Origin of the sequence: Halomicrococcus gelatinilyticus, assembly GCA_024227995.1 — an archaeon.
Taxonomy (GTDB): domain Archaea; phylum Halobacteriota; class Halobacteria; order Halobacteriales; family Haladaptataceae; genus Halomicrococcus; species Halomicrococcus gelatinilyticus.
Window position 1 is genome coordinate 1,628,127 of record CP100465.1, and the last position, 22,332, is coordinate 1,650,458.

General features: G+C 68.6%; 20 protein-coding genes. 8 read left to right on the forward strand and 12 right to left on the reverse strand.

Going from position 1 to position 22,332, the window contains the following annotated elements:
• Window positions 1-35: 35 nt before the first annotated feature.
• Window positions 36-716, reverse strand: coding sequence for a class I SAM-dependent methyltransferase (locus NKT36_RS08635; protein WP_327050644.1), 681 nt, complete (start codon window positions 714-716; stop codon window positions 36-38).
• Window positions 717-858: 142 nt separating this feature from the next.
• Here NKT36_RS08635 and NKT36_RS08640 point away from each other — a divergent pair, with 142 nt between their 5' ends.
• The 3 genes from NKT36_RS08640 to NKT36_RS08650 all read left to right on the forward strand — a co-directional run bounded on the left by NKT36_RS08640 (window position 859) and on the right by NKT36_RS08650 (window position 2,654).
• Window positions 859-1,299 (forward strand): DUF2391 family protein, encoded by a 441-nt coding sequence (locus NKT36_RS08640; RefSeq protein WP_327050645.1) that lies wholly within the window; start codon window positions 859-861, stop codon window positions 1,297-1,299.
• Between the two features lie 49 nt (window positions 1,300-1,348).
• Entirely contained in the window at window positions 1,349-1,939 is a 591-nt protein-coding gene (locus tag NKT36_RS08645; RefSeq protein WP_327050646.1) for a DUF7090 family protein, read from the forward strand.
• A 169-nt stretch (window positions 1,940-2,108) separates the two neighbouring features.
• Window positions 2,109-2,654 (forward strand): metallophosphoesterase family protein, encoded by a 546-nt coding sequence (locus NKT36_RS08650; protein WP_327050647.1) that lies wholly within the window; start codon window positions 2,109-2,111, stop codon window positions 2,652-2,654.
• An 83-nt stretch (window positions 2,655-2,737) separates the two neighbouring features.
• On the opposite strand, the gene upp is transcribed toward NKT36_RS08650, so the two are convergent.
• The gene (upp, locus tag NKT36_RS08655) at window positions 2,738-3,412 is read right to left on the reverse strand and encodes a uracil phosphoribosyltransferase (protein WP_327050648.1); all 675 of its coding nucleotides are present in this window, start codon (window positions 3,410-3,412) and stop codon (window positions 2,738-2,740) included.
• A gap of 208 nt (window positions 3,413-3,620) precedes the next feature.
• On the opposite strand from upp, the gene NKT36_RS08660 reads away from it, so the two are divergent.
• From NKT36_RS08660 to NKT36_RS08670, 3 genes are all read left to right on the forward strand, one after another.
• Complete coding sequence (locus NKT36_RS08660) at window positions 3,621-3,917, forward strand: hypothetical protein (RefSeq protein WP_327050649.1); 297 nt, start codon at window positions 3,621-3,623, stop codon at window positions 3,915-3,917.
• A 1-nt stretch (window position 3,918) separates the two neighbouring features.
• Window positions 3,919-4,899 (forward strand): ArsA family ATPase, encoded by a 981-nt coding sequence (locus tag NKT36_RS08665; protein WP_327050650.1) that lies wholly within the window; start codon window positions 3,919-3,921, stop codon window positions 4,897-4,899.
• A gap of 244 nt (window positions 4,900-5,143) precedes the next feature.
• A complete protein-coding gene (locus NKT36_RS08670) occupies window positions 5,144-6,976 on the forward strand; it encodes a carbon starvation CstA family protein (protein WP_327050651.1) in 1,833 nt (610 codons plus the stop codon).
• On the opposite strand, the gene NKT36_RS08675 is transcribed toward NKT36_RS08670, so the two are convergent.
• Window positions 6,973-7,404 (reverse strand): hypothetical protein, encoded by a 432-nt coding sequence (locus NKT36_RS08675; RefSeq protein ID WP_327050652.1) that lies wholly within the window; start codon window positions 7,402-7,404, stop codon window positions 6,973-6,975. The genes NKT36_RS08670 and NKT36_RS08675 overlap by 4 nt on opposite strands.
• 89 nt (window positions 7,405-7,493) lie before the next feature.
• Between NKT36_RS08675 and NKT36_RS08680 the strand changes: the two genes are divergently transcribed.
• Window positions 7,494-7,739, forward strand: coding sequence for a ferredoxin (locus NKT36_RS08680; protein ID WP_327050653.1), 246 nt, complete (start codon window positions 7,494-7,496; stop codon window positions 7,737-7,739).
• Window positions 7,740-7,775: 36 nt separating this feature from the next.
• Here the strand turns inward: NKT36_RS08680 and NKT36_RS08685 are convergent, their stop codons facing one another.
• From NKT36_RS08685 to NKT36_RS08695, 3 genes are all read right to left on the reverse strand, one after another.
• Window positions 7,776-10,469 carry a GAF domain-containing protein gene (locus NKT36_RS08685; protein WP_327050654.1) on the reverse strand — a complete coding sequence of 898 codons (2,694 nt, stop codon included), beginning with the start codon at window positions 10,467-10,469 and terminating at the stop codon, window positions 7,776-7,778.
• Between the two features lie 140 nt (window positions 10,470-10,609).
• On the reverse strand, window positions 10,610-11,842 hold the full coding sequence (locus NKT36_RS08690) for an MFS transporter (RefSeq protein ID WP_327050655.1): 1,233 nt from the start codon (window positions 11,840-11,842) through the stop codon (window positions 10,610-10,612).
• 91 nt (window positions 11,843-11,933) lie between these two features.
• The gene (locus NKT36_RS08695; RefSeq protein WP_327050656.1) at window positions 11,934-12,896 is read right to left on the reverse strand and encodes a winged helix-turn-helix domain-containing protein; all 963 of its coding nucleotides are present in this window, start codon (window positions 12,894-12,896) and stop codon (window positions 11,934-11,936) included.
• Window positions 12,897-13,086: 190 nt separating this feature from the next.
• Here NKT36_RS08695 and NKT36_RS08700 point away from each other — a divergent pair, with 190 nt between their 5' ends.
• Window positions 13,087-13,914: an arylamine N-acetyltransferase family protein gene (locus NKT36_RS08700; protein ID WP_327050657.1), complete on the forward strand. Its 828-nt coding sequence runs from the start codon at window positions 13,087-13,089 to the stop codon at window positions 13,912-13,914.
• Between the two features lie 9 nt (window positions 13,915-13,923).
• Here the strand turns inward: NKT36_RS08700 and NKT36_RS08705 are convergent, their stop codons facing one another.
• From NKT36_RS08705 to NKT36_RS08730, 6 genes are all read right to left on the reverse strand, one after another.
• The gene (locus NKT36_RS08705; RefSeq protein WP_327050658.1) at window positions 13,924-15,108 is read right to left on the reverse strand and encodes an aspartate kinase; all 1,185 of its coding nucleotides are present in this window, start codon (window positions 15,106-15,108) and stop codon (window positions 13,924-13,926) included.
• A gap of 122 nt (window positions 15,109-15,230) precedes the next feature.
• Window positions 15,231-16,709 carry an MATE family efflux transporter gene (locus NKT36_RS08710; RefSeq protein WP_327050659.1) on the reverse strand — a complete coding sequence of 493 codons (1,479 nt, stop codon included), beginning with the start codon at window positions 16,707-16,709 and terminating at the stop codon, window positions 15,231-15,233.
• Window positions 16,710-17,022: 313 nt separating this feature from the next.
• Window positions 17,023-19,734 carry a PAS domain S-box protein gene (locus tag NKT36_RS08715; RefSeq protein ID WP_327050660.1) on the reverse strand — a complete coding sequence of 904 codons (2,712 nt, stop codon included), beginning with the start codon at window positions 19,732-19,734 and terminating at the stop codon, window positions 17,023-17,025.
• A 239-nt stretch (window positions 19,735-19,973) separates the two neighbouring features.
• Entirely contained in the window at window positions 19,974-20,693 is a 720-nt protein-coding gene (locus NKT36_RS08720; protein WP_327050661.1) for a Zn-ribbon domain-containing protein, read from the reverse strand.
• Window positions 20,693-21,076, reverse strand: coding sequence for a DUF2073 domain-containing protein (locus NKT36_RS08725; protein WP_327050662.1), 384 nt, complete (start codon window positions 21,074-21,076; stop codon window positions 20,693-20,695). Before NKT36_RS08725 ends, NKT36_RS08720 begins: the two co-directional genes overlap by 1 nt.
• 4 nt (window positions 21,077-21,080) lie before the next feature.
• Window positions 21,081-21,722, reverse strand: a complete 642-nt coding sequence (locus NKT36_RS08730) for an Era-like GTP-binding protein (RefSeq protein WP_327050663.1) — start codon at window positions 21,720-21,722, stop codon at window positions 21,081-21,083.
• Between the last annotated feature and the right edge of the window lie 610 nt (window positions 21,723-22,332).

Below are 22,332 nucleotides of genomic sequence, written 5' to 3' on the forward strand. Positions count from 1 at the left end.
CGTCGGCGTTTCTCCAGTTGAAACGAAGGGGTGGGCTACGGGGCGACGCCGACGGTCAGCAGGGTGCCGAACTCGCGGTAGCGCTCGACCATCGCCTCGCGCGACTCCCAGCCGTCCGTGGGGAACGCGTCGGCGGGCGGGATGGCGGTCTCGCGGTCGGGGACGTTGTCCTGCTCGGCGACGTGGAGGCCAGCGTCGCGGAACGCCCGCCGGTACTCGGCGGCGCTCCAGCGCGTCATCTCCACGTCGATGGAGTCCTGCCACTCGTGGGAGTGGACGTTCTCCTCGTAGTAGTTGACGGCGCAGAAGAAGGTGCCGCCGGGGCGGAGCACGCGGGCGAGTTCCGCCAGCGTCTCGTGGGGGTCGCTCGCGTAGTAGAACGCCTCCATCGAGAAGGCGTGGTCGACGCTGTCGTCGGCGAAGGGCAGGTGGTCGAAGTCGCCGACGAGGAACGCGACGTTCGCGTCGTCGGTGTAGCCGCGGGCGTTGCGGGCCATCTCCGGCGACCCGTCGAGGCCGTACACCCGGCCCGCGTCCTTCGCGTCCCGGAGCGCGCGGCCGGCGTAGCCGCTCCCGGAACCGAGGTCGACGACCGTGTCGCCGTCCTCGACCGGCATCCGGGCCAGGATGGGCTTCGCGGTGTGCCAGTGGCGGTCCTCCATACCCCTGTCGCGGCCGTCGGCCGCCCACGCGTCGAACTCCTCGCGAACGCTCATGGACGGGACGTCGCCCGGGAGGGACTAAACCGGTTCGGAACGGGACGTTCTCGGTCCGAAGACGCCACCGGGGCTACGGTCGGCGGGGTCGGAGCCCCCGTCACGCGGGAAGTTTACGTTCGTCGGGTTCTTCGACGCGAACGTGGTCGGACCGAAGAAGCGGTACGCGCTCGCCGACACCGCCCAGCAGATAGTCGGCGGCTTCCTCCTCGCGGGGCCGTTCGTCGTCACCGAGGAGGTGTGGCGACTGGCGGAGACCATGACGTGGGCGCACGCGCTCGCCGCCGTCTGCATCGTCTTCGGCATCGGGTACGGCGCGCTGTACAAGGCGGACCACGATCGCGACCCGGACAACGAGGCCGAACTGGCTGGCGTCCCGACGCGGTTCGTCTCGCTGATGTGCGTCTCGTTCGGGTCCGTCGCGATCCTCGTCGTCGTGCTCGCCGCGCCCGAGACGTTCCTGAAGGACGGGGTCCTCGACGGGCACGCTTCGCGGGCGGCGGTGGCGACCACGCTGAAGGCGATCACCGTCGGGGCCATCTTCAGCGTCGTCGGCGCCGCGACCGCGGACAGCGTGTTCTGAGTCGTGATTCCCGCATATTTTAAGTCGTAGCCACCAGTTACGGACGGATATGGATTATCGGCTCGCAATCGAGAACGCGCCGGAGACGATCCCGGGTGGGACCGGCGTTCTCCTCCTGCACCCGAGCACGGGAGAGACGGACCGGATCGACACCGACTTTCTGAAGACCGACACCGACCGGTTTCTCGTCATCTCGACGCGGACGACCGCGCGCGAAGTGAAGCAGAAACTGGACCACTACGACGTCGACGAGGAGAAGGCGGACATCCTCGACACGCTCTCCATCGAGCGGGGGTACTCCCGACGCAACACCGAGGACGTCCACTACGTCTCCTCGCCCGACGACCTGGCGGGTATCCTCGAGGTGACCGAGCGCTTCCTGACCAGCACCGAGGGCAAGCGCCGCGTCAGCCTCGACTCCATCACCGAGATGGCGTACTACGCCGACGAGCAGCGCGTCTACGACGTCGTCGAGCAACTGCTCGACCTGCTGGCCGAGAACGACGCCGTCGGCCTGTTCCACCTCTCGAAGGGCGTCCACGACGAGGAGCAGATCGAGCGCTTCCTGGGGCAGTTCGAGACCATCATCGACCTCGACCGCGACGGCAACGTCGAGACCGACTTCTCGAAACTGGACTGAACCGTCCGGGCGGCTCCGGTAGCGAGTCGTGAGCGGCGTTACAGGGGGCGCGAAGGCGGCCTGGCCGACGGAACGGCGACGGCGACCGTGGAGAGGCAGTGCGCTCCGGAGAGCACGCACCCACCACGCGCGTTACATTTAAACTGGTGCCACGGCACACCCAGGTGTCATGGAGATAGCAATTCTTTCTGACACGCACGTCCCCGAGCAGGCGGAACGACTCCCCGACCAGTTCCGGGAGCACGTCGACGACGCCGACCACGTGGTTCACGCCGGTGACTTCGGCTCGGCGGCGGCGCTCGAAGACGTGCGAAAACTCGCGGACGACCTGACGGCGGTCTACGGGAACGCCGACCCGGCCGACGTCGACCTCCCGTCGGTGGCGTCGGTCGAGGCCGGTGGCGTGACCGTCGTCGTCACCCACGGGATGGTCAACCACGTCGAGAAGGCGGTGTACAGTTCTGCAGGGGCCGTCTACGACCGCGACGACTGGCTGGACGCCGTCGCCGACACGGCGCGGGCGAGGGCCGACGCGGACGGCCCGGTCGTCGGCGTCGGCGGCCACAGCCACGAGGTCGAAGACGAGACCCACGACGGCGTCCGAGTGCTGAACCCGGGGAGCGCGACGGGCGTCGGCCCGGCCGACGGGACGGCGACGATGATGACCGTCGAAGTGAACGACGGTGATATCGAGGTCACGCTCCACGAGGCGTGAGAAACCTGGGCCACCGTCAGTTGCCGGTGCCAGAAATTCTCGACAACGGCGCTACGTCCCCCGAAAAGCTCGTCGACTGACGCTTACTGCGTCCGGAACGCGCGGTCGCCCGCGTCGCCGAGGCCGGGGACGATGAACCCGTCGTCGTCGAGGCGGTCGTCGATGCTCACCGTCAGCAGGTCCGCCTCGGGGAAGGCGTCGCCGACGCGGATGAGGCCGTCGGGGGCGCTCACCGCCGAGAGGACGAACAGGTTCTCGGGGTTCGGCTGTTCGGCGACGACCTCCTCCAGGACGGCGCACATCGTGCTGCCCGTGGCGAGCATGGGGTCGGCGACGATGACGGTGTCGTCCTCCGTTATCTCGGGGAGCTTGATGTAGTCGATGGTGATGGGGAACTGCCCGTCGTCCATCCCGGCCTCCTCGTCGCGGCCGGCGCTGATGACGCCCTGCTTCGCGCGGGGGAACGCCTTCAGCAGGCCCTCGACGAACGGCGTCGCGGCGCGCAGGACGTTGACGATGACGACGTCGTCGAGTCCCTTGACGCGCTCGCCGGTCGTCTCAGTCAGCGGCGTCTCGATGGAGACGTACTCGGTGTCCATCGCGCCGTCGATTATCTCGTACCCGGAGATGCGGCCGAGCTTCACGAGCCCCTTGCGGAAGCCGACCTGTTCGGTCTCGGCGTCGCGGATCTTCGAGAGCGTGTCCTTCGCCAGCGCGTGCGTGATGAGGTGGGCGTCGCCGCGTTCCTCGATGGTCATACCAGAATCGTGCGCGCCCGGGGGCTATAACTTAACGAAACCGCGTTCGACCCCGCCCACGTGCAACATACCACACTCGACCGTCGTACGGGCGACGGCCGACGCGTCGCGGCCGACCGCCGCACGAACGGTCGACAGGGACGGGCGACGTGCGACCGTCGGAGCTGCGGAGCGGGACGCTTAACCGGACGGAGTACCTCGTGAACGTATGTCACTCTCCGATCGGATCGCCGCGTACCGCGAATATCTGATGGAGGTGCTGCACGGCCTCTACCACGGGATGATCGAACACCCCTCGTTCGAGCTCATCGAGAAGGAAGCCGAGGACGTCGAGGACGAGTTCATGTTCGCCTGCTTCTCCGACGCCTTCGGCATCCCGAACCCCATCTCCTACTACACGGCGGAGCTGCTGCCGTACCTCGCCGAGGAGTTCCAGCAGTGGGAGCGGCGGATGTGGGACCGCGAGTCGCTCATCGAACGCAAGGGCCAGCAGTACCACTTCTGACATGACGTTCGTCTTCTTCGGTGGCAAGGGCGGCGTCGGCAAGACGACCGTGTCGAGCGCCTACGGCCTGAAGTGCGCCCGCGCCGGCCTGCGGACCCTGGTCGTCTCGACGGACCCCGCCCACAGCACCTCGGACGTGTTCGACCAGCAGTTCGGCGACGAGCCGTCGCCCGTCGACGGCCACGAGAACCTCTGGGCGATGGAGATCGACCCCGACGAGGAGGTCGACCGGCACATGCAGGAGATAAAGCGGGCGATGGGCGACCAGGTCAGTCCGGCCATCGTCAACCAGATCGACCGCCAGATAGAGCTCGCACACCGGACGCCCGGCGCGTACGAGTCGGCGCTGTTCGACCGGTTCGTGGACGTGATGCGGAACGCCGAGGAGTTCGACCGCGTCGTCTTCGACACCTCGCCGACCGGCGGCACGCTGCGACTGCTCGGGCTCCCCGGGTTCCTCGAGAACTGGATCGACCGCCTACTGGACAAGCGGGCGAAGAGCATCGAACTGTTCGAGAAGGCCGCCATCGGCGAGCGGGAGGCCCGCCGGCGCGCCGAGGACGACCCCATCATCGAACGACTCCAGGAGCGCAAGGAGACGTTCGAGTTCGCGGGCGACGTCCTCCGGAACGAGGCCGCCTTCTACCTCGTGTTGAACCCCGACGAGCTCTCCATCCGCGAGACGCGTCGGGCGATAGCAGAGCTGACCGAGCACGACCTCGGCGTGGCTGGCCTGGTCGTCAACAAGGTGACGCCGAAGCCGGACGACGACGAGACGGGGCGCGGCGCGCAGTACCTCCGCGACCGCTGTCGGACCGAGCGCGAGCGCATCGAGGAGATAGAGACCGCCTTCGAGGAGCCGGTCGTCGCCACGATCGAGGAACGGGTCGAGGAGGTGAAGGGGTCGCTGCTGGAGGACGTGGCGGCCGAACTCGACGTCACCGTCGAGTCGGCCGTGGCGACCGGGGAACCGTCCCAGTAGCTCGGGACCGCCAGCAGGCCGGGACGACGGCACGCGACCGGGTCGCGTCGACGGACAGCGGTTCCGGCGCGGAGCGCCGGTCGACGACGGCATCGACCGAGATTTATACCCACACCGTAACTACCTAATAGAATTAATTAATCAGGTAACAGTATCGCTACGGTCGTTTGCTCGTTCCGTTCTAAGAGCCCATCACGTGCATTTATATTCGTCCACGATTTCTGCACTCGTGGGGCAGAATACCATGGCAACAGCAATCATCTGGATGGTAGTGGGCGTACTGGTGTTGTTCAGCATCGGATACGTCGGGTACTCGCGCTATCTGGCACGGTTCGTCGATCTGGACGACAGTCGGGATACGCCGGCACACAAGTACGAGGACGGGCAGGAGTACGTGCCTGCCAAGAAGACGGTCCTGTTGGGGCATCACTATTCGAGCATCGCGGGCGGCGCACCGATCGTCGGCCCCATCACGGCCGGGGCGGCGTTCGGCTGGCTGCCCGCCATCCTGTGGATCGCCATCGGGAACCCGATACTCGGCGCGGTCCACGACTTCATGTCGCTGTCGAGCAGTCTCCGCCACGAGGGGAAGTCAATCGGCTACATCATGGGCGAGTACGTCGGCGAGCGCGGCAAGAACATGTTGCTGTGGTTCGCGTTCCTGACGATCATCCTCGTCATCGCGGTGTTCGCGTTCGTCGTGGCCATCGTCTTCGACGTCTTCCCGAGCGCGGCCACCGCGAGCGTGCTCTACATCCTGCTCGCGCTCGTGTTCGGCGTCTGGCTGTACCAGTTCGACCTCTCGTTCCTCGGCGGGACGGTCATCTTCGTCGCCGGCGTGTTCGCCAGCGTCTGGGTGGGCATCCAGTACCCCGTCGCGCTGTTCAACCACCCGGGACTGGCCGACAACGTCATCGTCCTGTTCGGCGACGGCGGGTCGTGGCTACCGCTGGCGCAGAGCCAGAACGCCAACCGCGCGGCGTGGGTGCCGGTCATCATCATCTACGCGTTCGTCGCCAGCGTCCTGCCGGTGTGGACGCTGCTGCAACCGCGCGACTACCTGTCGTCGTTCATGCTGTACGCGGGCGTCGGCGGGATGCTCGTCGCCATCATCGTCGGGTCGCTCGGCACGTTCGACCCCGTGACGGTCGACGGGACGACCTACTCCGCGCTCGAGACGCAGTTGCCGGCGTTCACCGGCTTCTTCAGTTCGGCGCTGGGGCCCATCTTCCCGTTCCTGTTCGTCACCATCGCCTGCGGGACCATCAGCGGGTTCCACTCGCTGGTGTCCTCGGGCACGACGGCGAAGCAACTGAACACCGAGAGCGACGCCCGCGTCATCGGCTACGGCGGCATGCTCGGCGAGGGACTGCTCGCCACCACCGCCGTCGCCGCGCTGGCCATCGTGGCCACGACCGAGTTCGGCAGCGGCGTCGAGGGCGCGCTGGCGAACTTCCCGACCGGCGGCGGCATCATGCTCACCAGCCTCGGCGTTCCGGCCTCCTACGGCATCCCGTTCATCGGTCTCGTGTTCGTCAGCTTCCTGCTGACGAGCACCGACACCGCGGTCCGCCTGGGCCGCTACATGTCCGAGGAGATCGTCGGCACGCCCGAGACGAGCGTCCAGAAGCTGTCGGTCAACCGCTACGTCAACGCCGGCGTCCAGTGCGTGCTCGGGTACGTCCTGGTCGCCAGCGGGACGTGGGAGAGCCTGTGGCCGCTGTTCGGGAGCGCGAACCAGCTGCTGGCCGCGCTCGCGCTGCTGACCGCGACCATCTGGCTCGTCAACTGGGACGACAGCAAGCAGCTGCTGAGCACGGGCGGCCCGCTCGTGCTGATGTTCGCGGTCACCATCGTCGCGCTGTTCTGGATCGGCCTGTACCGCGCCCCGTTCGGCGCGCTGGAGGCCGAAACCACCGCCGAGGCGATATCGCTCGCCGTCCAGTCGGTGCTCTCGCTGGTGCTCGCCGGACTGGCACTGGCGCTCGGCCGCATCGGCTACCGGAACATCGTCTCCGAGCGCCGCAAGAGCGCCGGCGCACCGGTCGCCGACGGCGGCCAGACAGAGGACGACTAGTCGCCGTTCCCCGCCCCATCCGACGCGGACGCGCTCGTCGCGTCCGTCATTCCACCCGAAACGCTGCCCTCCTCCCGTTCTTTCTCGCGTTCGACCATCGTGGCGACGCCGACCTGCGTTCCCGCGAAGCCGGTGCCGACGACGAGCAGGCCGAGCGCGAGTCGCAGGTCCGCCGACACCGGCAGTTCGAGGAGGCCGAACATCGCCGGCACGAGCATCACCAGCGACGCCAGGCCGGACCAGCGCGCGACCGCGAAGGTACCCGCGTCGCTCGCGTACCGGTTCAGGCGCAGCGCCAGCGCGACGCCGACGCACCAGACGAAGGCGACGGAGGCGGCGAACGCGACGCCGGCACCGAGAGCGGAAACGCCGCCCCCGAATGCGACGCCCGCGAGCACGCCGACCAGCCAGCGGTGCTGCCGTTCCATGCAGGGGCGTTAGTGGCGGAAACCCATCAATTTCGGGTCGCGTCGGCCGCTCCGTCAGCACTATGGCCGCCGCAACCCGACCTTCAGGTATGCGAATCGAATTCGACCGCGACACCTGCACGGGGATGTTCCAGTGTACCGCCGAGTGGGCGGCCTTCGAGGAGAACCGCGACGACGGCAAGGCCGACCTGCAGGACAGCGAGGAGGTCGAGGAGGACCTGTTCGTGCGCGAGGTCCCGGAGGACGCCGAGTTCGACGCGAAGATGGCCGCGCGGGTCTGCCCCGTCGACGCCATCCGGGTGTACGACGACGACGGCGAACAGCTGATACCCTGACCGGGCGGCAGGGTCGACGCCGGGGGCTCCGGCGCGCTATCCGTGGACGCAGTCGACGCCGCGGAACTCGAACCGGGCGCCGCCGGACTCGCTGTCGGTCACCCGGACCGTCCAGTCGTGCGCGTCGGCGACCCGCTCGACGATGGTCAGCCCGAACCCCGTGCCCCCGCTGCTGGTCGAGTAGCCGGGTTCGAACGCCCGGTCGCGCTCGTCCTCGGGGATGCCCGGCCCGTCGTCGGCGACGTAGAACCCCGGTTCGTCGGCGAGTTCGCCGACCCGGATCGACACCGCCTCCCCGCCGTGTTCGACCGCGTTCCGGAACAGGTTCGCCAGCAACTGCTGGAGGTGGCCGCTGTCGGCGCGGAGCCGCGACGCGTCGGCGACCAGCGTCGCGTCGGCCGTGTCGACGCCCTGCCAGCACCGGTCGGCGAGGTCGGCGAGGTCGACGGTCTCGACGTCGGTCGCGGACTCGCCCTGCTGGGCGAGCGTCAGCAGGTCCTCGATCAGTTCCGCCATCCGGTCGTGCGCCCGCGCGACGGCGTCGAGGTCGTCGCTGTCGTACTCCTCGCGGACCAGTTCGAGGCGGCCCTGCGCGACGTTCAGCGGGTTGCGGAGGTCGTGGCTGACGATGCTGGCGAACTCGTCGAGCCGGTCGTTCTTGCGCTGCAGCGCCTGCTCGCGGTCGAGGCGGCTGAGCGCCTTCTCGGTGTGGCTCGCGAGCAGTTCGGCCAGTTCGAGGTCGGTCTCGTCGAAGGCCGACGGCCGTTCGGAGACCGTCTGGAACACGCCGTGGTCGCCGATGGGGATGCTGAGCGCGGACCGGTAGGCCTCCTGTGGCTTCGCCACGTCGCTGTCCCGCACGTCGTCGATGCGGATCGACTCGCCGGTGCGGTACGTCTTGCCCGCCACGCCCTCCTCGGTCGACATGTCCGTGACTCCGTCCGGTGAGACGCCTTCCGAGATGGCCGCTATGGACAGCACGCCGTCCTCCTCGATGTCGATGGTGGACTCGTCGAACTCCAGGACGTTCTTGGCCGCGTCGATCGTCCGCTGGCACACCTCCTCCCGGGTGTCACAGGACAGGAGGTCCGGGGCGAACGCGTGGAGTTCCGTGAGCCGCCGTTCGTGTCGCTTCCGGGCGGAGATGTCGCGGCCGATGCCGACGACCCGGTCGAGGCCGTCGGCGGCACCGGTCAGCCGCGCACCGGTGAACTCGTAGGGGACGCTCGCGCCGTCCACCGTCCGGACCTCGGCCTCGACGGTCGCCCGTCCGGTCGCCAGCGCCTCGTCGAGCGCGTCGGCGATGCGGTCGCGCTCGTCGGCGGGAAAGCACTCCAGCGCGTCCGTGCCGGCGACCTCGTCGTCGGTGTGGCCGGTCACGGCCGTGACGCGGTCGTTCCACCGCCGCAGGTCGCCGTCCGCGCCGACGACGTAGTACATGTCGTCGAGCGTGTCGATCGCGCGGTCGACGAACGCGCGTTCCTCGCGGAGCTGCCGTCCGCGTTCGATCGAGTCGAGCGCCGTCGTCGCGTGGGCCGCGACCGTCTTCGCGAGCGAGACGTCCTGCTCGTCGAACGCGCCGGGCTCGTCCGAGGCGATGAGCAACACCCCGTGGTCGCCGAGCGGCAGGATGACCTCGCTCCGGATCGTCGTGTCCGAGTTGACGCGCCCGGGGACGGTCGAGACGTCGTCGTAGGTCCGCGGTTCGCCCGTCTCGAAGACGTCCCACGCCAGCGACTCTCCGGGTTCGAACGCCGGGAGGTCGCCGACGAGGGTCGCCGCGTGTTCGGTCCAGGCGACGGGGGCTAGCCGGTCGGTCGCCTCGTCGTGGAGGTGGACCGCGTTCATCGGCATGTCGAGGATGTCGCGGACCGCCTCGACGGCGACGTCGGCCACCGCCTCGGCGGTCCCCGCCTCGATGAACTCCTGGGCCGTCGCGTGCAGGTTCTCGATCGCCCGTTCGCGGCGCGCCCGCTCGGTCGCGTCCCGGATGGTGCAGACGAGTTCGCCGCCCGTCGTCGTGGCGAGGACGTGGTCCTCGACGAAGGTGGTGCCGTCGGCCCGCAGTCCGGTCGTCGTCCCGTGCCAGCGGCCGCGCTCCTCGACGACCGGGAGGACCTCGTCCTGCATCCTGTCGACGTCCTCGTCGCGGTAGATGAGTTCCCAGCGTTCCCCGACCATCTCCCCGGGGTCGTACCGGTACAGGTCCGCGTAGGCCTCGTTGACGTAGATGAAGCGCCCGTCCTCGTCGAGGATACCGATCCCCTCCCGGGCGGTCTCGATGGCGTTGATGTGGCGACGACGCGCCCGTTCGGCGCGGGTCCGCTCGACGGCGTTCCGGATGCGGTTGGCCAGGATGGCGTACTGGTCGGTGCCGACCTCCTTCTGGAGGTAGTCGGTCACGCCGGCGGAGATGGCGTCGCTGGCGACCTCCTCGCTGCCCTTGCCCGTGAACAGGATGAACGGGAGGTCGGCGTCGCCCTCGCGGTCGGCGTCGCCCTCGCGGACGGTCTCGAGGAACTCGATGCCGTCCTTGCCGGGCATGTCGTAGTCGGACACGACGCAGTCGACCTCGGCGTCGGCGAGGCGGTCGAGCCCCGCGCTGGCACTGGATTCGGTGACGACGTCGATCCGGTCGTCCTCCCGTTCCAAGAACTCGGCGACCATCTCCGTGAGGGCGGGGTCGTCGTCGACGTGCAGGACGCGGATCGAGTCGGATGTGTGGCTCATGTGCTGTGGCCTGATTGGTACCTGTTCAAACAGGTCCGTGATAAGAGCGGTGATTGCAGGTGTCAGCGTCGAACGGTGGCGGCGGCCGTCGCGGTGGGCGACCGTCGCGCCCGTGGTCGGTCGACGGCCGCCGCCCACCGTCAGTCCGTCCCGGTCGCACCCCGGTCGTCGACGCGCGGCGTCTCCGCGCCGGACCGGACCGGCGACGTGGCGAGCCAGAGGAGTCCGCCAGCGGCCGCGACCCCGACCCCGACCCAGGGAAGGAACTCGACGGGGCCGAACAGTTCGACCACGCGGCCGCCGAGGAGGTTGGCGGTCCCGGAGGCCAGCGAGAGGACCATCGACGCCCCCGAGAGGACGGTCGCCCGGCCGACGTCCCCGAGGCGGTCGTTGAGGTACTGGTTGCGGACCGGCCGGGTGACGATGCTGACGCTCCGGTTGAAGAAGAGGAGCGGCACCACGAGCACCGGGGCGAGCGCGACGCTGGCGTACGCGAGGCCGTACGCCGGGACGAGGAGCGCGAACACGCCACGCGTGCCGAGTCGGTCCTCGAACCAGCCCACGGTCGTCGCCGCGCCGGCGGAGACGAGCTTGAACGCGGCGTACAGCACCCCCAGGCCGGCGACGGGGAGGCCGACGGCGTCCAGCGCCGGCTGTTCGAACGTGCGCGTGACCGAGAACAGCCCCTGGAACAGCGCCGCGTAGACGACGAGCCACCGGACCGCCGGCCGGGCGGCCTGCAGGCGGAGCATCTCGACCGCCTCGCGGACGGTGAACACGTCGGCCGCGGCGTCTCCGTCCCCGTCGTCTGCGGCCGCCTCGACGGCCGGGAGCGTGAACAGGATGGGGATGCCGAGCGCGGCGAGGCCGGCGTTGGCGAGGAACGGCAGCGACGGCCCCACGCTGTAGAGGACGCCGCCGGCGATAGCCGTCGCCGCCGATGTCACGAGCAGCGCCGTGCTCCCCCGTCCCTCGATGCGGGCGTACTCCGACTCGTCGTACCGCGCCTGCAGCACCTCGTACAGCCACGCGTCGATGGTCCCGGAGCGGAACGCCCAGCCCATCGCCCAGGTGACGTGCAGCGCCACGTACGCGAGCTTCGAGTCGACGAAGGGGTAGGCCGCGAGCGTCCCCGCGCGGAACGCGCTCCCGAGGACGAGGCTGCCACGCCGGCCGAGCCAGTCGCCGAGGTAGCCCGTCGGTATCTCGGCCGCGACCATCGCGAAGGAGAAGACCGCGTACACCAGTCCGATGAAGCCCAGGCCGTACCCGCGGTCCTCGAGGAAGATGATGGCGACGGGGACGTAGAAGCCCGCGGAGTTGGTGACACGGAAGGCGTAGTACCGCCAGATGAGCCAGCGCGAGGACGACATCGAGTACATCCTCGGACGGCTCACTAAAGGGGTTTCCCGGAACGCAGTTTTAGTAGCGTACCTTACAATTGCCGCGCCCGCCCCGTTGCTGTCAGGCGTAGTTCCGCTCGACGACGGCGAGATTCCCGTCGACGACGAGTTCGAGCGTCTCCCCGTCGAGTTCGACTTCGAGCGCGACCTCCCAGGGGTCGGTCGAGCGGACGTCGACGTCGCGGTCGGTCGCCGCGAACGCCAGTTCCCAGATGGGCGTCGAGGTGACGTCGAGGCCGCGCTCGCGGCAGAACGAGACGAGGTCGGGGTCGCGGAGCAGCGCCTCGCCGACCTTCAGGTAGTTGCGGTGGCCGCAGTGGTCGCAGGAGCGGTTGACACAGACCGCTCGCAGGTCGGGGCGGGGGTACCCCGTCTCCCCGGGCGGGTCGAACGACGTGTCGACGGCGTTGCCACAGAGGGGACAGACGCCGCGGGCGAACGCCAGGCGGACGTGCCGGACGTACTCGGCGGCCCGAGAGAGCGTCTCCGCTTCGCCGTCGAGGATGCCGGGTGGCACCAGGTCGTACTCGTAGAGGTACTCACAGTCGGGACACTGCAGTACGAACGTCGCGTTGTCGTAGGTCGCCTCGACCGCGGTCCCACAGTGGTAACAGTCGAGGCCGACCGCGACGGGGTCGAGCGACCCCTCGCCCGTGCCGGTCCGGGCGCGGATGGTCCGGGTGAGCGTCGTCCCCTCGGGCCGGAGCGCGTACCCGTCGTCGTCCGACGGGACGACGTCCTCGATCAGCTGTGCGGTCCCCTCCGCGCGGTTCTCCACGAAGTGGTCGACGAGCCGCTGGAGATGGTAGTTGAACTGGCTGCTGCGGACGTCGGCGTCGACCCGCTCGCGGAGCTCCGAGAACGACAGCGACGGCAGTTCACCCTCGCCGCCGCGCTCGGCGCTCAGCGCCCGGAGTATCTCCGCCCGGACCTCGTCGCCGACGAGCGCGAACGTCTCCTCGGTGGTCAGCGACCCGTCCCCGGCCGCGTCGTCCCCCGTCGAGTCGTGGTCGTCGACCGTCATCTCGTCACGACGTCGGGGAGCAGGCGAGTAATCGTTTCCGGTCGTCGCGACGGCGTCGACCGCTCTCGCCGGCGGCGACGCGCATCGACGTCGTCCAGGGACGGCGCGCTGTGCTCGCCGAACCTGTCGGGACGCCTACTTCAACGGCGTTCAGCGAGCACTTTAGTCGCCGACGGACCGATAGCCGGGCATGAACAGGGGCGACGCAGACCTCGAACGCTACCTGTCCCGTATCGGCGTGGCGGCGTCGGACGTCCGGCAGCAGGACGTCGAGACGCTGGAGCGCCTCCAGCGGGCGCACGTCACGACGGTGCCGTTCGAGACGCTGTCCATCACCGGCGACCCGTACGGCGAGCGCGACGGTGAGGGGGTCTCCCTCTCGCTTCCTGCCCTCTACGAGAAGATCGTCGAGCGCCGCCGCGGCGGCTTCTGTTACGAGCTCAACGGCCTGTTCGGGTGGCTGCTCGACGAGATGGGGTTCGACGTCGAGCGTCGCGCGGCGCGGGTCGTCAGCGACGGGGAGGCCAGACCGCCCGCGAACCACCTCACCACACTCGTCTCGCTGGACCGGCCGTACCTCGCGGACGTGGGCCTCGGCGTCCCCGTGATGCGGCGGCCGCTCCCGCTCGACGGGACGGTCCGCGAGGACGCGGCCGGCGTCCGGTGGCGGGTCGTCGAGAGCGACCGGCCCGACGCCGACTACGTCTCCCAGTTCCGGACGCCGGACGAGGAGGCGTGGACGGACCGGTTCGTCTTCCGGGACGCCCCCCGCGAACTGGACTACTTCGAGGCGACCTGCGAGTTCCTCCAGCGCGCGCCCGAGTCGCCGTTCACCGGCGACCCGGTCGTCTCCATCGCGGTCGACGAGGGGCACCGGAAACTCACGCCAGGGACGCTGACGGAGCATCCCCACGGAGAGACGACGGAGACGTCGCTCGCTGGCGAGGCGTGGCACGACGTGCTCGAACGCGAGTTCGGCGTCCGCTACGGCGAGCGGGAAGAAAGAGCAGGGCGGTGAGCGGGACCGCTACTGCTGGAACTTCTCCTGAATGATCTTCAGGGCCCGCTCGCGGTCGGTCCAGTCGACGAAGATGGCGACGCTGGTCGCGCTGGTGATGAGGTCGTGGACGTCGATGTGGGCGTTCGCGACGGGCTGGACGATCTCGCTGATGATGCCGGACTGGTTCGGCAGTTCGCCGCCCGTCACGCGGATGACCGCGACGTCGTCGTCCACGGTGACGCTGGACAGCGACCCCGCGTCGATGACCTCCTGGTGGAGGATGTTCTCGGCGCGCTCGGAGACGTCCTCGTCGACGTAGAAGGTGATGCTGTCCATCCCGCTGGCGACGGCGTCGATGTTGATGTCGCTGTCGGCGAGCGCGTTCGAGAGTTCCGAGAGGATGCCGGGGCGGTTCCGGATGGCCCGGCCCGCGACCGTCAGGCAGGCCAGCGGCGACTCGCGCATGTCGATGAGGTGATCGAACTGGCCGGTGACGCTGGTGCCGCCCGTCAGCAGGTCGCCGTGCTGGTAGTGGACGACCCGGACGCCCAGGTCGTCGTCCTTGTACGACAGCGCCGACGGGGCGACGACCTCAGCGCCGCGGAACGAGAGGTTGCGGAGTTCGTCGACCGTGATCTCCGCGACGTTGCGCGCCCCCTCGACGACGTGGGGGTCGCCGGTCATGACGCCCTCGACGTCGGTGACGATGACGACCTCGTCGGCGTCGACGTAGGAGCCGAGCATGACGGCGGTGGTGTCGCTGCCGCCGCGACCGAGCGTCGTGACGTTCCCTTCCCCGTCCTCGGCGAGGAACCCCGTCACGACGGGGACCTGCTCGTCGAGGGTGTCGGCGAGGTCGTGAGCGCGCTGGCGGGTCGTCTCGGCGTCGACCTCGCCACGCGAGTCGGTGACGACCGGCCAGTCCTCGCCACCGGGTTCGAGGAACGCGGCGTCGACGCCGCGGGCCGAGAGCGCAGCCTTCAGCATCCGGACGCTCGTCCGCTCGCCCATGCTCACGATCTCGGCGCGGTCGGCCTCGTCGGCGTCGAACTCGATCTCGTCGAGGAGTTCGTCGGTCGTGTTCCCCATCGCGCTGGCGACGACGACGATCTCGTGCCCGGCCTCGACGGCCGCCGCGATGGAGTCGGCGGCCCGGTTGATGCGGTCGCCGCTCCCGAGACTCGTCCCCCCGAACTTGGCGACTACGCGCACCGGTCTACCCCTCCATTGCTACCACTGCGAATCATGTAACGTGATAGCAACGGTGGCCAGATAACTGCTTTCATGTCCGGGATTTCTGCCAGCAACTGTCGGGTCCGCCGGAGGTTCGCCACTCAGTCGGCGCCCGTGCCAGTGCCGACGTCTGAATCGCGAGCGACACGTTTCCACGCGCCCGTCCAGAACCGGAACGTGTTGACGCCGGCGCGAAAGTACATGTCACCGAGGATGGCGGCGTAGATGGCCACGAGCCCCAGGCCGACGCCCGGGGCGAACGACCAGTTACCCAGCGAGAACACGGAGACGCCGGCGGGCAGCGCGAGGAACGCGACGGGGAGCTTGTAGAAGTAGGTTCCGACGAACGTGCCGTACAGCGGCCACTTCGTGTCGCCCGCGCCGCGGAGGCCGCCGCGCATCGTCCGCGAGACGCTGAACGCGCCGACGCCGAGGCCGAACACCCGGACGAACTCGACGGTCCGGTCGAGGTGCTGGGTGCCGAACCCGCGAGCGATGGGGCGAGCGGCGGCGATGAGGACGGCCGCGAGCAGCAACTGGGTGACCAGCGCGATGCGCAGCGTCTGCCAGCCGTACTCGTTCGCCTCGTCCTCCTCGCCCGCGCCGATGCTCTGTCCGACCAGCGTGCTGGACGCCGTGGAGTAGCCCCACGCCGGCATCAGCGCCAGCAGCATGACGCGCCGGCCGATTGCGTAGGCCGCGACCACCGGGGTTCCGAGCACGCCCAGCACGAACAGGAACGGGAACCGGCCGAGCGTGCGCGAGAGCCGCGTCCCGGCCAGCGGCAGGCCGACGCGGACGATCTCGCTGGCGATGTCGGTGTCCCACTGCTTGCCGCCGAGGTGCAACTGCACGGAGAACCGACCCGACAGCAGCGCGACCGTGAAGATGCTCGCCGCGAGCGTGTTGGCGACGGCGGTCCCCCAGGCCGCGCCGGCGACGCCCAGCGGGTCGACCGGGCCGAGGCCGAAGATGAGCACGGCGTTCAGCAGGATGTTCGTCGGCAGCGTCAGCAGGCGGACGTACATCGGCGTCCGGGTGTCGCCGCTGCCGGCGAGCGCCCGCGCGGCGATCATGCTCCAGAAGCGGAACGCCACCGAGAGCATGACGATGCGGAGGTACTCCGCGCCGTAGTCGACGACGACCCGCTCGTCGGTGAGCACGCGGATCATCGGCTCCGCGTACAGCCACGTCGCCGCCGTGATGGGGACCGCGACGAGGAGCGCGAGCCACAGCGACTGCTTGATGGCGAAGTCGGCCTTCCGGTGCTCGCCGGCCCCCTTGAACCGCGAGACGACGCTGATGGTGCCGCTGGTCAGCGCCAGCGCGAGGCCGAACGGGATGAAGAAGTACTGGAAGCCGAACTCCAGACCCGCGACTGCGGACGAGCCGAGCGCGATGCTGACCATGAAGAAGTCCGCGACCCGGAGCAGGGTCCGCATCCCCCCGGTGACCATCACGGGGACGGCGAGGTCGAACGCCTCCTCGCCCTTCTCGCGGTCGAGCAGTCCGAGTCGGGCGAGCGCGGCGGGGAAGAGAAAGAGCACCCGCTGGACCCGGTTCCTGGCCTCGCGCAACATCTGTCAGGAGTTCGGGGGGCGGCGTAAAGGGTCTTGGCAATGGGACCGCACGTTGCCGGTGGCGGCGCGCGTTGCTGGTGCCGGCGCGCGTTGCCGGTGCCGGCGCGTTGCTGGTGCCGGCGCGCGTTAGCGGTTCCGGGTCAGCGGCCACGAACCGACGGGAACGTCGGTCGCCCACCGTCTCCGGGGCGAGGCAGGAACCGTTCGGCGTCCGTCCCCGGTGCGATGTGGGAGCAGCGTCGGCCACCGATTCGCGTGGAACGTCGCTCGGCGGGCGGAAGCCCACCGTTTCGGGTGGAGCGTGGCGGCGGTGCTAGTTCGCGAGATCGACGTCGACGAACTCGAACCGGGCGCCGCCGTCCGCACCGGCCGTGACGTTCACGTCCCAGCGGTGGCCGTCGGCTATCTGCTTGACGATGCAGAGGCCGAATCCGGTGCCGTCGGCGGAGGTGGTGAACCCGGAGTCGAGCACCCGGTCGCGGTCCTCCTCCGGGATGCCGGGTCCGTCGTCTGCGACGTAGAACCCGTCGCGGTCGTCGAGCACGCCGACGGTCACGCTCACCTGCTCCCCGCCGTGCTCGATCGCGTTACGGAAGAGGTTCTCGAGGAGTTCGGCGAGTCGGTTCTCGTCCGCGCAGATGGTTTCGTCGGGGGCGACCGCCAGGTCGGCGGCGGCGGTGTCGACGTTCGCCCACGCCATCGTCGCGGTCTCCTCGATCGAGACGGGGTCCGGTTCGACGACCGACCGACCCTGCTTGGCGAGCTCCAGGAGTTCGTCCACGAGCGTCTCCATCCGGTCGGCGGACTCCTCGGCGCGCCGCAGGAACTCGTTGTCGTCGCGCTCGCGAGCGAGCTGCAGGTTGCCAGCGACCACGTTGAGCGGGTTGCGGAGGTCGTGGGCGACCGTCCGCCCGAACTGCTCCAGGCGGTCGTTCTGCCGCTGGAGTTTCTCCTGGGTCGCCTTGATGTCCGTGATGTCGTGGTTCACCGCGACGAAGTGGGTGATGTCGCCGGACTCGCCGGTGATGGGGGCGATGGTCTGGTCGATGTGGTAGCGGCCGCCGTCCTTGCGCTCGTTGACGATCTCGCCCTCCCAGACCTCGCCGCCGAGGACGGTGGTCCACAGGTCGTTGTAGAACGCCGTGTCGTGTTCGCCCGACTTCAGCAGCGAGGGGTTGTCGCCGATGGCCTCCTCGACCGCGTACCCCGTCGTCTCCTCGAACGCGGGGTTGACGTACTGTATCGTCCCCGAGGCGTCCGTGATGAACACGACGTGCCCCGCCCGTTCGACGGCCTCCCGGAACAGCTGCAGCTGCTGGCGGCGCTCGCGCCGCTCCGAGACGTCGCGGATCGTGCCGACGAGGAGGTCCTCGCCCGCGTTGGTGATCTTCGTCGTCGCCGTCTCGACGGGGAGTTCGGTGCCGTCGCCGAGGCGTCGATGGTGGGTCACCGTCGTGGTGGTCTCGCCGAGGTCGATGGAGTCCCAGTAGTCGTCGAACCGGTCGCGTTCGAACTCGGGGTTCAGGGTGGCGACGTGCTCGCCGACGAGTCGGTCCCGGGTCGTGCCGAGCATCTCGGCGTAGGCCGGGTTGACGTACTTGAGGTGGCCGTCCCGCCCGTACGCGGCGACGCCGACGCCGATCTGCTCGCTGGCCTGCCTGAACACCGCCAGGTCGCGCTCGCGGGCGCTCTCCTCGCGGAGGTCGCGGAAGATAGCCTGGAAGAGCGTCGTCCCGTCGAACTCGACGACCCGGGCGTTGATGGCGACCGGAATCTTCTCCCCCGAGTCCGTGACGACGTGGATCTGCCCGCCGTCGGGACGGTCCGTCCGGAGGTCGACCCCGCCCTCGACGTGGTCCTCGAACAGTTCCCGGTACTGGTCCTCGTGCTCCGGCGGGTGGAGCGCCGACTGGTGTAGTCCGACGACCTCCTCCCGCGCGCGTCCGAGCAGTTCCTCGCCGGCCGTGTTCGTCTCGACGATGCGACCCGAGTCGGCGTCGGCGACGAATATCGCCCCCGGTGCGGCCTCGACGAGGGTCTCGTACTTCCGCCGCGTCCGCTCCGCCCTGGAACGGACGCCCCTGGCGTTGATCGCGTGGCCGATGGTCTCCCCGAGTTCGGAGAGGACGGAGCGTTCCGTCGCGTCGAAAGCGTCCGGTCGCCGCGCGTAGACGCCGAGGACCCCGTACACGGTGTCGTCGTACACGAGCGGGACGCCGGCGGACGACCGGAACCCGTACTCCCGCGCCTGGTCTCGCCAGGGTTCGAACTCCGGGGCGTCCATGAGGTTCGACGCGACCTGGAGTTCCCCCGTTCGAACGGCCCGTCCGGCGGGCCCGCGGGCGGTCGCGCTGTCGTCCGTGGTGATGGTGACGTCGTCGAGGTAGCTACGGGCCGTCCCGGCGCTGGCGCTGACGTCGACCTCGGCGGTCTCGGCGTTCGGCTCTCCGACCCATGCGAACGCGTATCGGTCGGACGAAGCCAGGATGTCGCAGACGGCCGTCTCGATCTCCTCGCGCGTGGTGGCCCGGACGAGCGCGCTGTTGATGTCGCGGATCGTCGCGTTGATGCGGGCGTGCTGGGTAGCCCGGCGTTCGGCCCGGTACCGGTCGACGGCGTTCTCGATTCGGTTCGCCAGCAGCGTGTACTGGTCCGACCCCATCTTCTTCTGGAGGTAGTCCGTGACGCCGGCCGTCACAGCGTCGCTCGCCACCTCCTCCGACCCCCTGCCGGTGAACAGGATGAACGGGAGGTCCGGGTACTCCTCCCTGACCCGCTCCAGGAAGGCCATCCCGTCCATCCCGGGCATCTGGTAGTCGCTGACGATGCAGTCGACGGACTCGGCCGACAGTCGTTCGAGTGCGGCCGTCGCGCTCGTCTCGGTGACGACCGAGATGCGGTCGTGGTCCCGTTCGAGGAACGTCGCGGACAGTTCGAGGATATCCGGCTGGTCGTCCACGTGGAGGACGTCGATGGGGCCCGAGGAATGGTGATTAGTCTGACTCATCTCCGGACGGCCTGTCATTGATACCAGTCACAGGGGCGCATACTCTAAATCTTTGGCAAAAACGCCCATACTTTCAGATGATAATCTTACACGAGTGGACCGTCCGGGTGGTGAGCATTCCCGACGAAGGTCCGGCGTGCGTCGTACGACGACCACGGCATCGTTCGTGTCCACCCGTTCGGCCGTCCCCAACGTGCGCCGGCGCGCCGGAGACGTGACTGTCCGGGCGAGTCGGCGGGCGGCACGGATAGAAAGAACTAGCGCTCGATCTCGTCCGACCAGGAGTCCGGAACCTGGATGACGTACCGGCCGTCCTCCTGGAGGGCGATGATGTACTCTTTGCGCTCGTACAGCTCCATCAGGTTGAGCTCGTACTGGCCCGGGTTCACCACCTTGATGCTCTCGAACTGGCTGTTCAGTTCCTCCCGGAGCTCTTCGAGGGTCGGTTTCTCGCCGTCGGGCGCGTCCACGACGGTGCCCTCCCCCTCGGCGGGCGAGCGGTCCGGCAGTTCGTCGTCGGCCACCACGTCGGTCCTCGCGTGTGCCTGCGCGGTGTCCTCCTCGGTGTCGTCTTCGTCGGCGGGACGGCTCGTGGGCGCGTCGGCGTCGGCATCGACGCCGGCGTCGCTCCCGTCGACCGACGGACGGTCGGGTTCGGCGGGCGTCTCGGACTGGTCCCGGTCGTCGCGCGTTCCGACCCACTCGCGGACGGTGGAGGCCGCACGGCCGACGGCACCGGCGTCGCTCCCCGCCCGCGAGCCGCCGGTCGAGTCCGGCGACGCGGCGGGCGTCGTTTCGGATGGAGACGGAGACGTCTCGTCGGCGGAGCGCTGGTCCGGGGCGGACCCGCCCTCGGACGAACCGGCCCCGGCAGGCCGGAACTGGAACTTGTTGCCGCCGCAGTCGGGACACCCCGAGAGCATCTCCTTCGATCCGTCGGCGAACGTGCGCCCGCAGTTCGTACACTCGTGGGGCATTATTTCCGGGAGATGAGCGCGCTGATGAGGTTCTCGTCCTTGTGGAGCGTCTCGATCTGGTTCGCCGGGCCGATGACCGTGAGCGCCGACGTCGACTCGCGGCCCATCAGGCGACCGAGGAACCCACTGTCGGAGGTCTCGGAGCGCGGGTACGTTTCGATCTCGATGCCGTTGAACTCGTCCGGGCTGATCTCGGTCATCGTCACCTCGATGAGCTTGCTCTCCTCGTCGGGCGAGAGTCCCTCCTCCAGGATGACGATCTTGCCCTCGCGGACCCCGTCGAGGATCATCCGGATCTTCTCCATGCTCGTCTTGCCGGACATCCGCTCGCCGCCGATGAGGTCGATCTGAACGCCGTCGTCCCCGTTTTTCACTTCAGCCATGGTATCACCCGAAGTACTCCGCTATCTTCTCGTACACTTCGTCCATGTTGTCGCCCTCGAGCGCCGAGAGCGGAATCGTCTCGTGCTGGGGGTAGGCGTTGCGGATGCGCTGGACGCTGGAGTCCTCGAGGTCGGTCTTGTTCGCCAGGATGAGCACCGGGAGGTCCTGGCTCTCGATGATGCCGATGAGCATCGTGTTCACCTGCGTGAACGGGTCGGTCGTGCTGTCGAGCACGTAGATGACGCCGTCGACGTCCTCGCGGAGCCAGTGCATGGCCTCGGCGACGCCCTCGGTGGCCTCGCGGGAGCGACGCACGGCGTCCTCCTTCTCCATGTCGTGTTCGAGGAACTCCTCGTAGTCGACCTTCGTCGTGACACCGGGCGTGTCGACGATGTCGATGCTGACCGTCTTCCCGTTCCGCTCGATCTCGACGTTCTCCTTGCGGCGAGCGCGCCGCGTCTCGTGCGGAATGTGACTCTCCGGGCCGACGGCGTCGCCGGTCCAATCGCGTGCGATGCGGTTGGCCAACGTCGTCTTCCCCGCGTTGGGCGGCCCGTAGATGCCGATGCGCTTCGGCTCTTCTGCCGAGAAGAGCTTGTCCGTCACCCTTGCAATACTTTTCCTGAAACCTGTGAACAATCCCATCCTGTTTCCTCCTGGACCCTGGCTGTCGGTGGATAACGCCGACGGGCGGGCTGTGTGCGCGTAGAACTTCACGCCACTCACTTAAACCTACGTCAGACAACTATTGATGCAATCACACGGTTCGAGACGCAAGAATAGTCGATTCGACGACCCGCCGACCGGGCAATATTTGTGGTTCGTCGGCTGAAAGCAACGACGTCGGCGATTCGCCGGCCAACGTCGAATCGAGGACAACTGAACGACGGTTCGAGGGGAAGCGAGCCAACTGGCGAGTCGTGAAAAGGTCAGGCGGTGAGCGTGGGTGGCGTCGAGTTCGGTCGAACGACGACGGACGGTCGCGAAGAGCGTCGTTCCGACGCTCGACCCGTCGTTCCACACGAAACGTAGGGGTCGAGGCGACCCCAGCGGAGGTCGGCAAGCAGCCGCCTCTCGGGAGAACCCCACCGTTTCGACTGGAGTGAGTCGGGCCGTGGGACGGGTTGGAGCTCGTCGTCCATTCCGTCGGCGTTGATATGGCGTCGACTATCGTCGTATGGCTCGTTGTCGGGCACCGGTTCACATCTCGAAGTAGCAACAGATACGGTTCGCTGACCGGTCATGTCGGCGGATT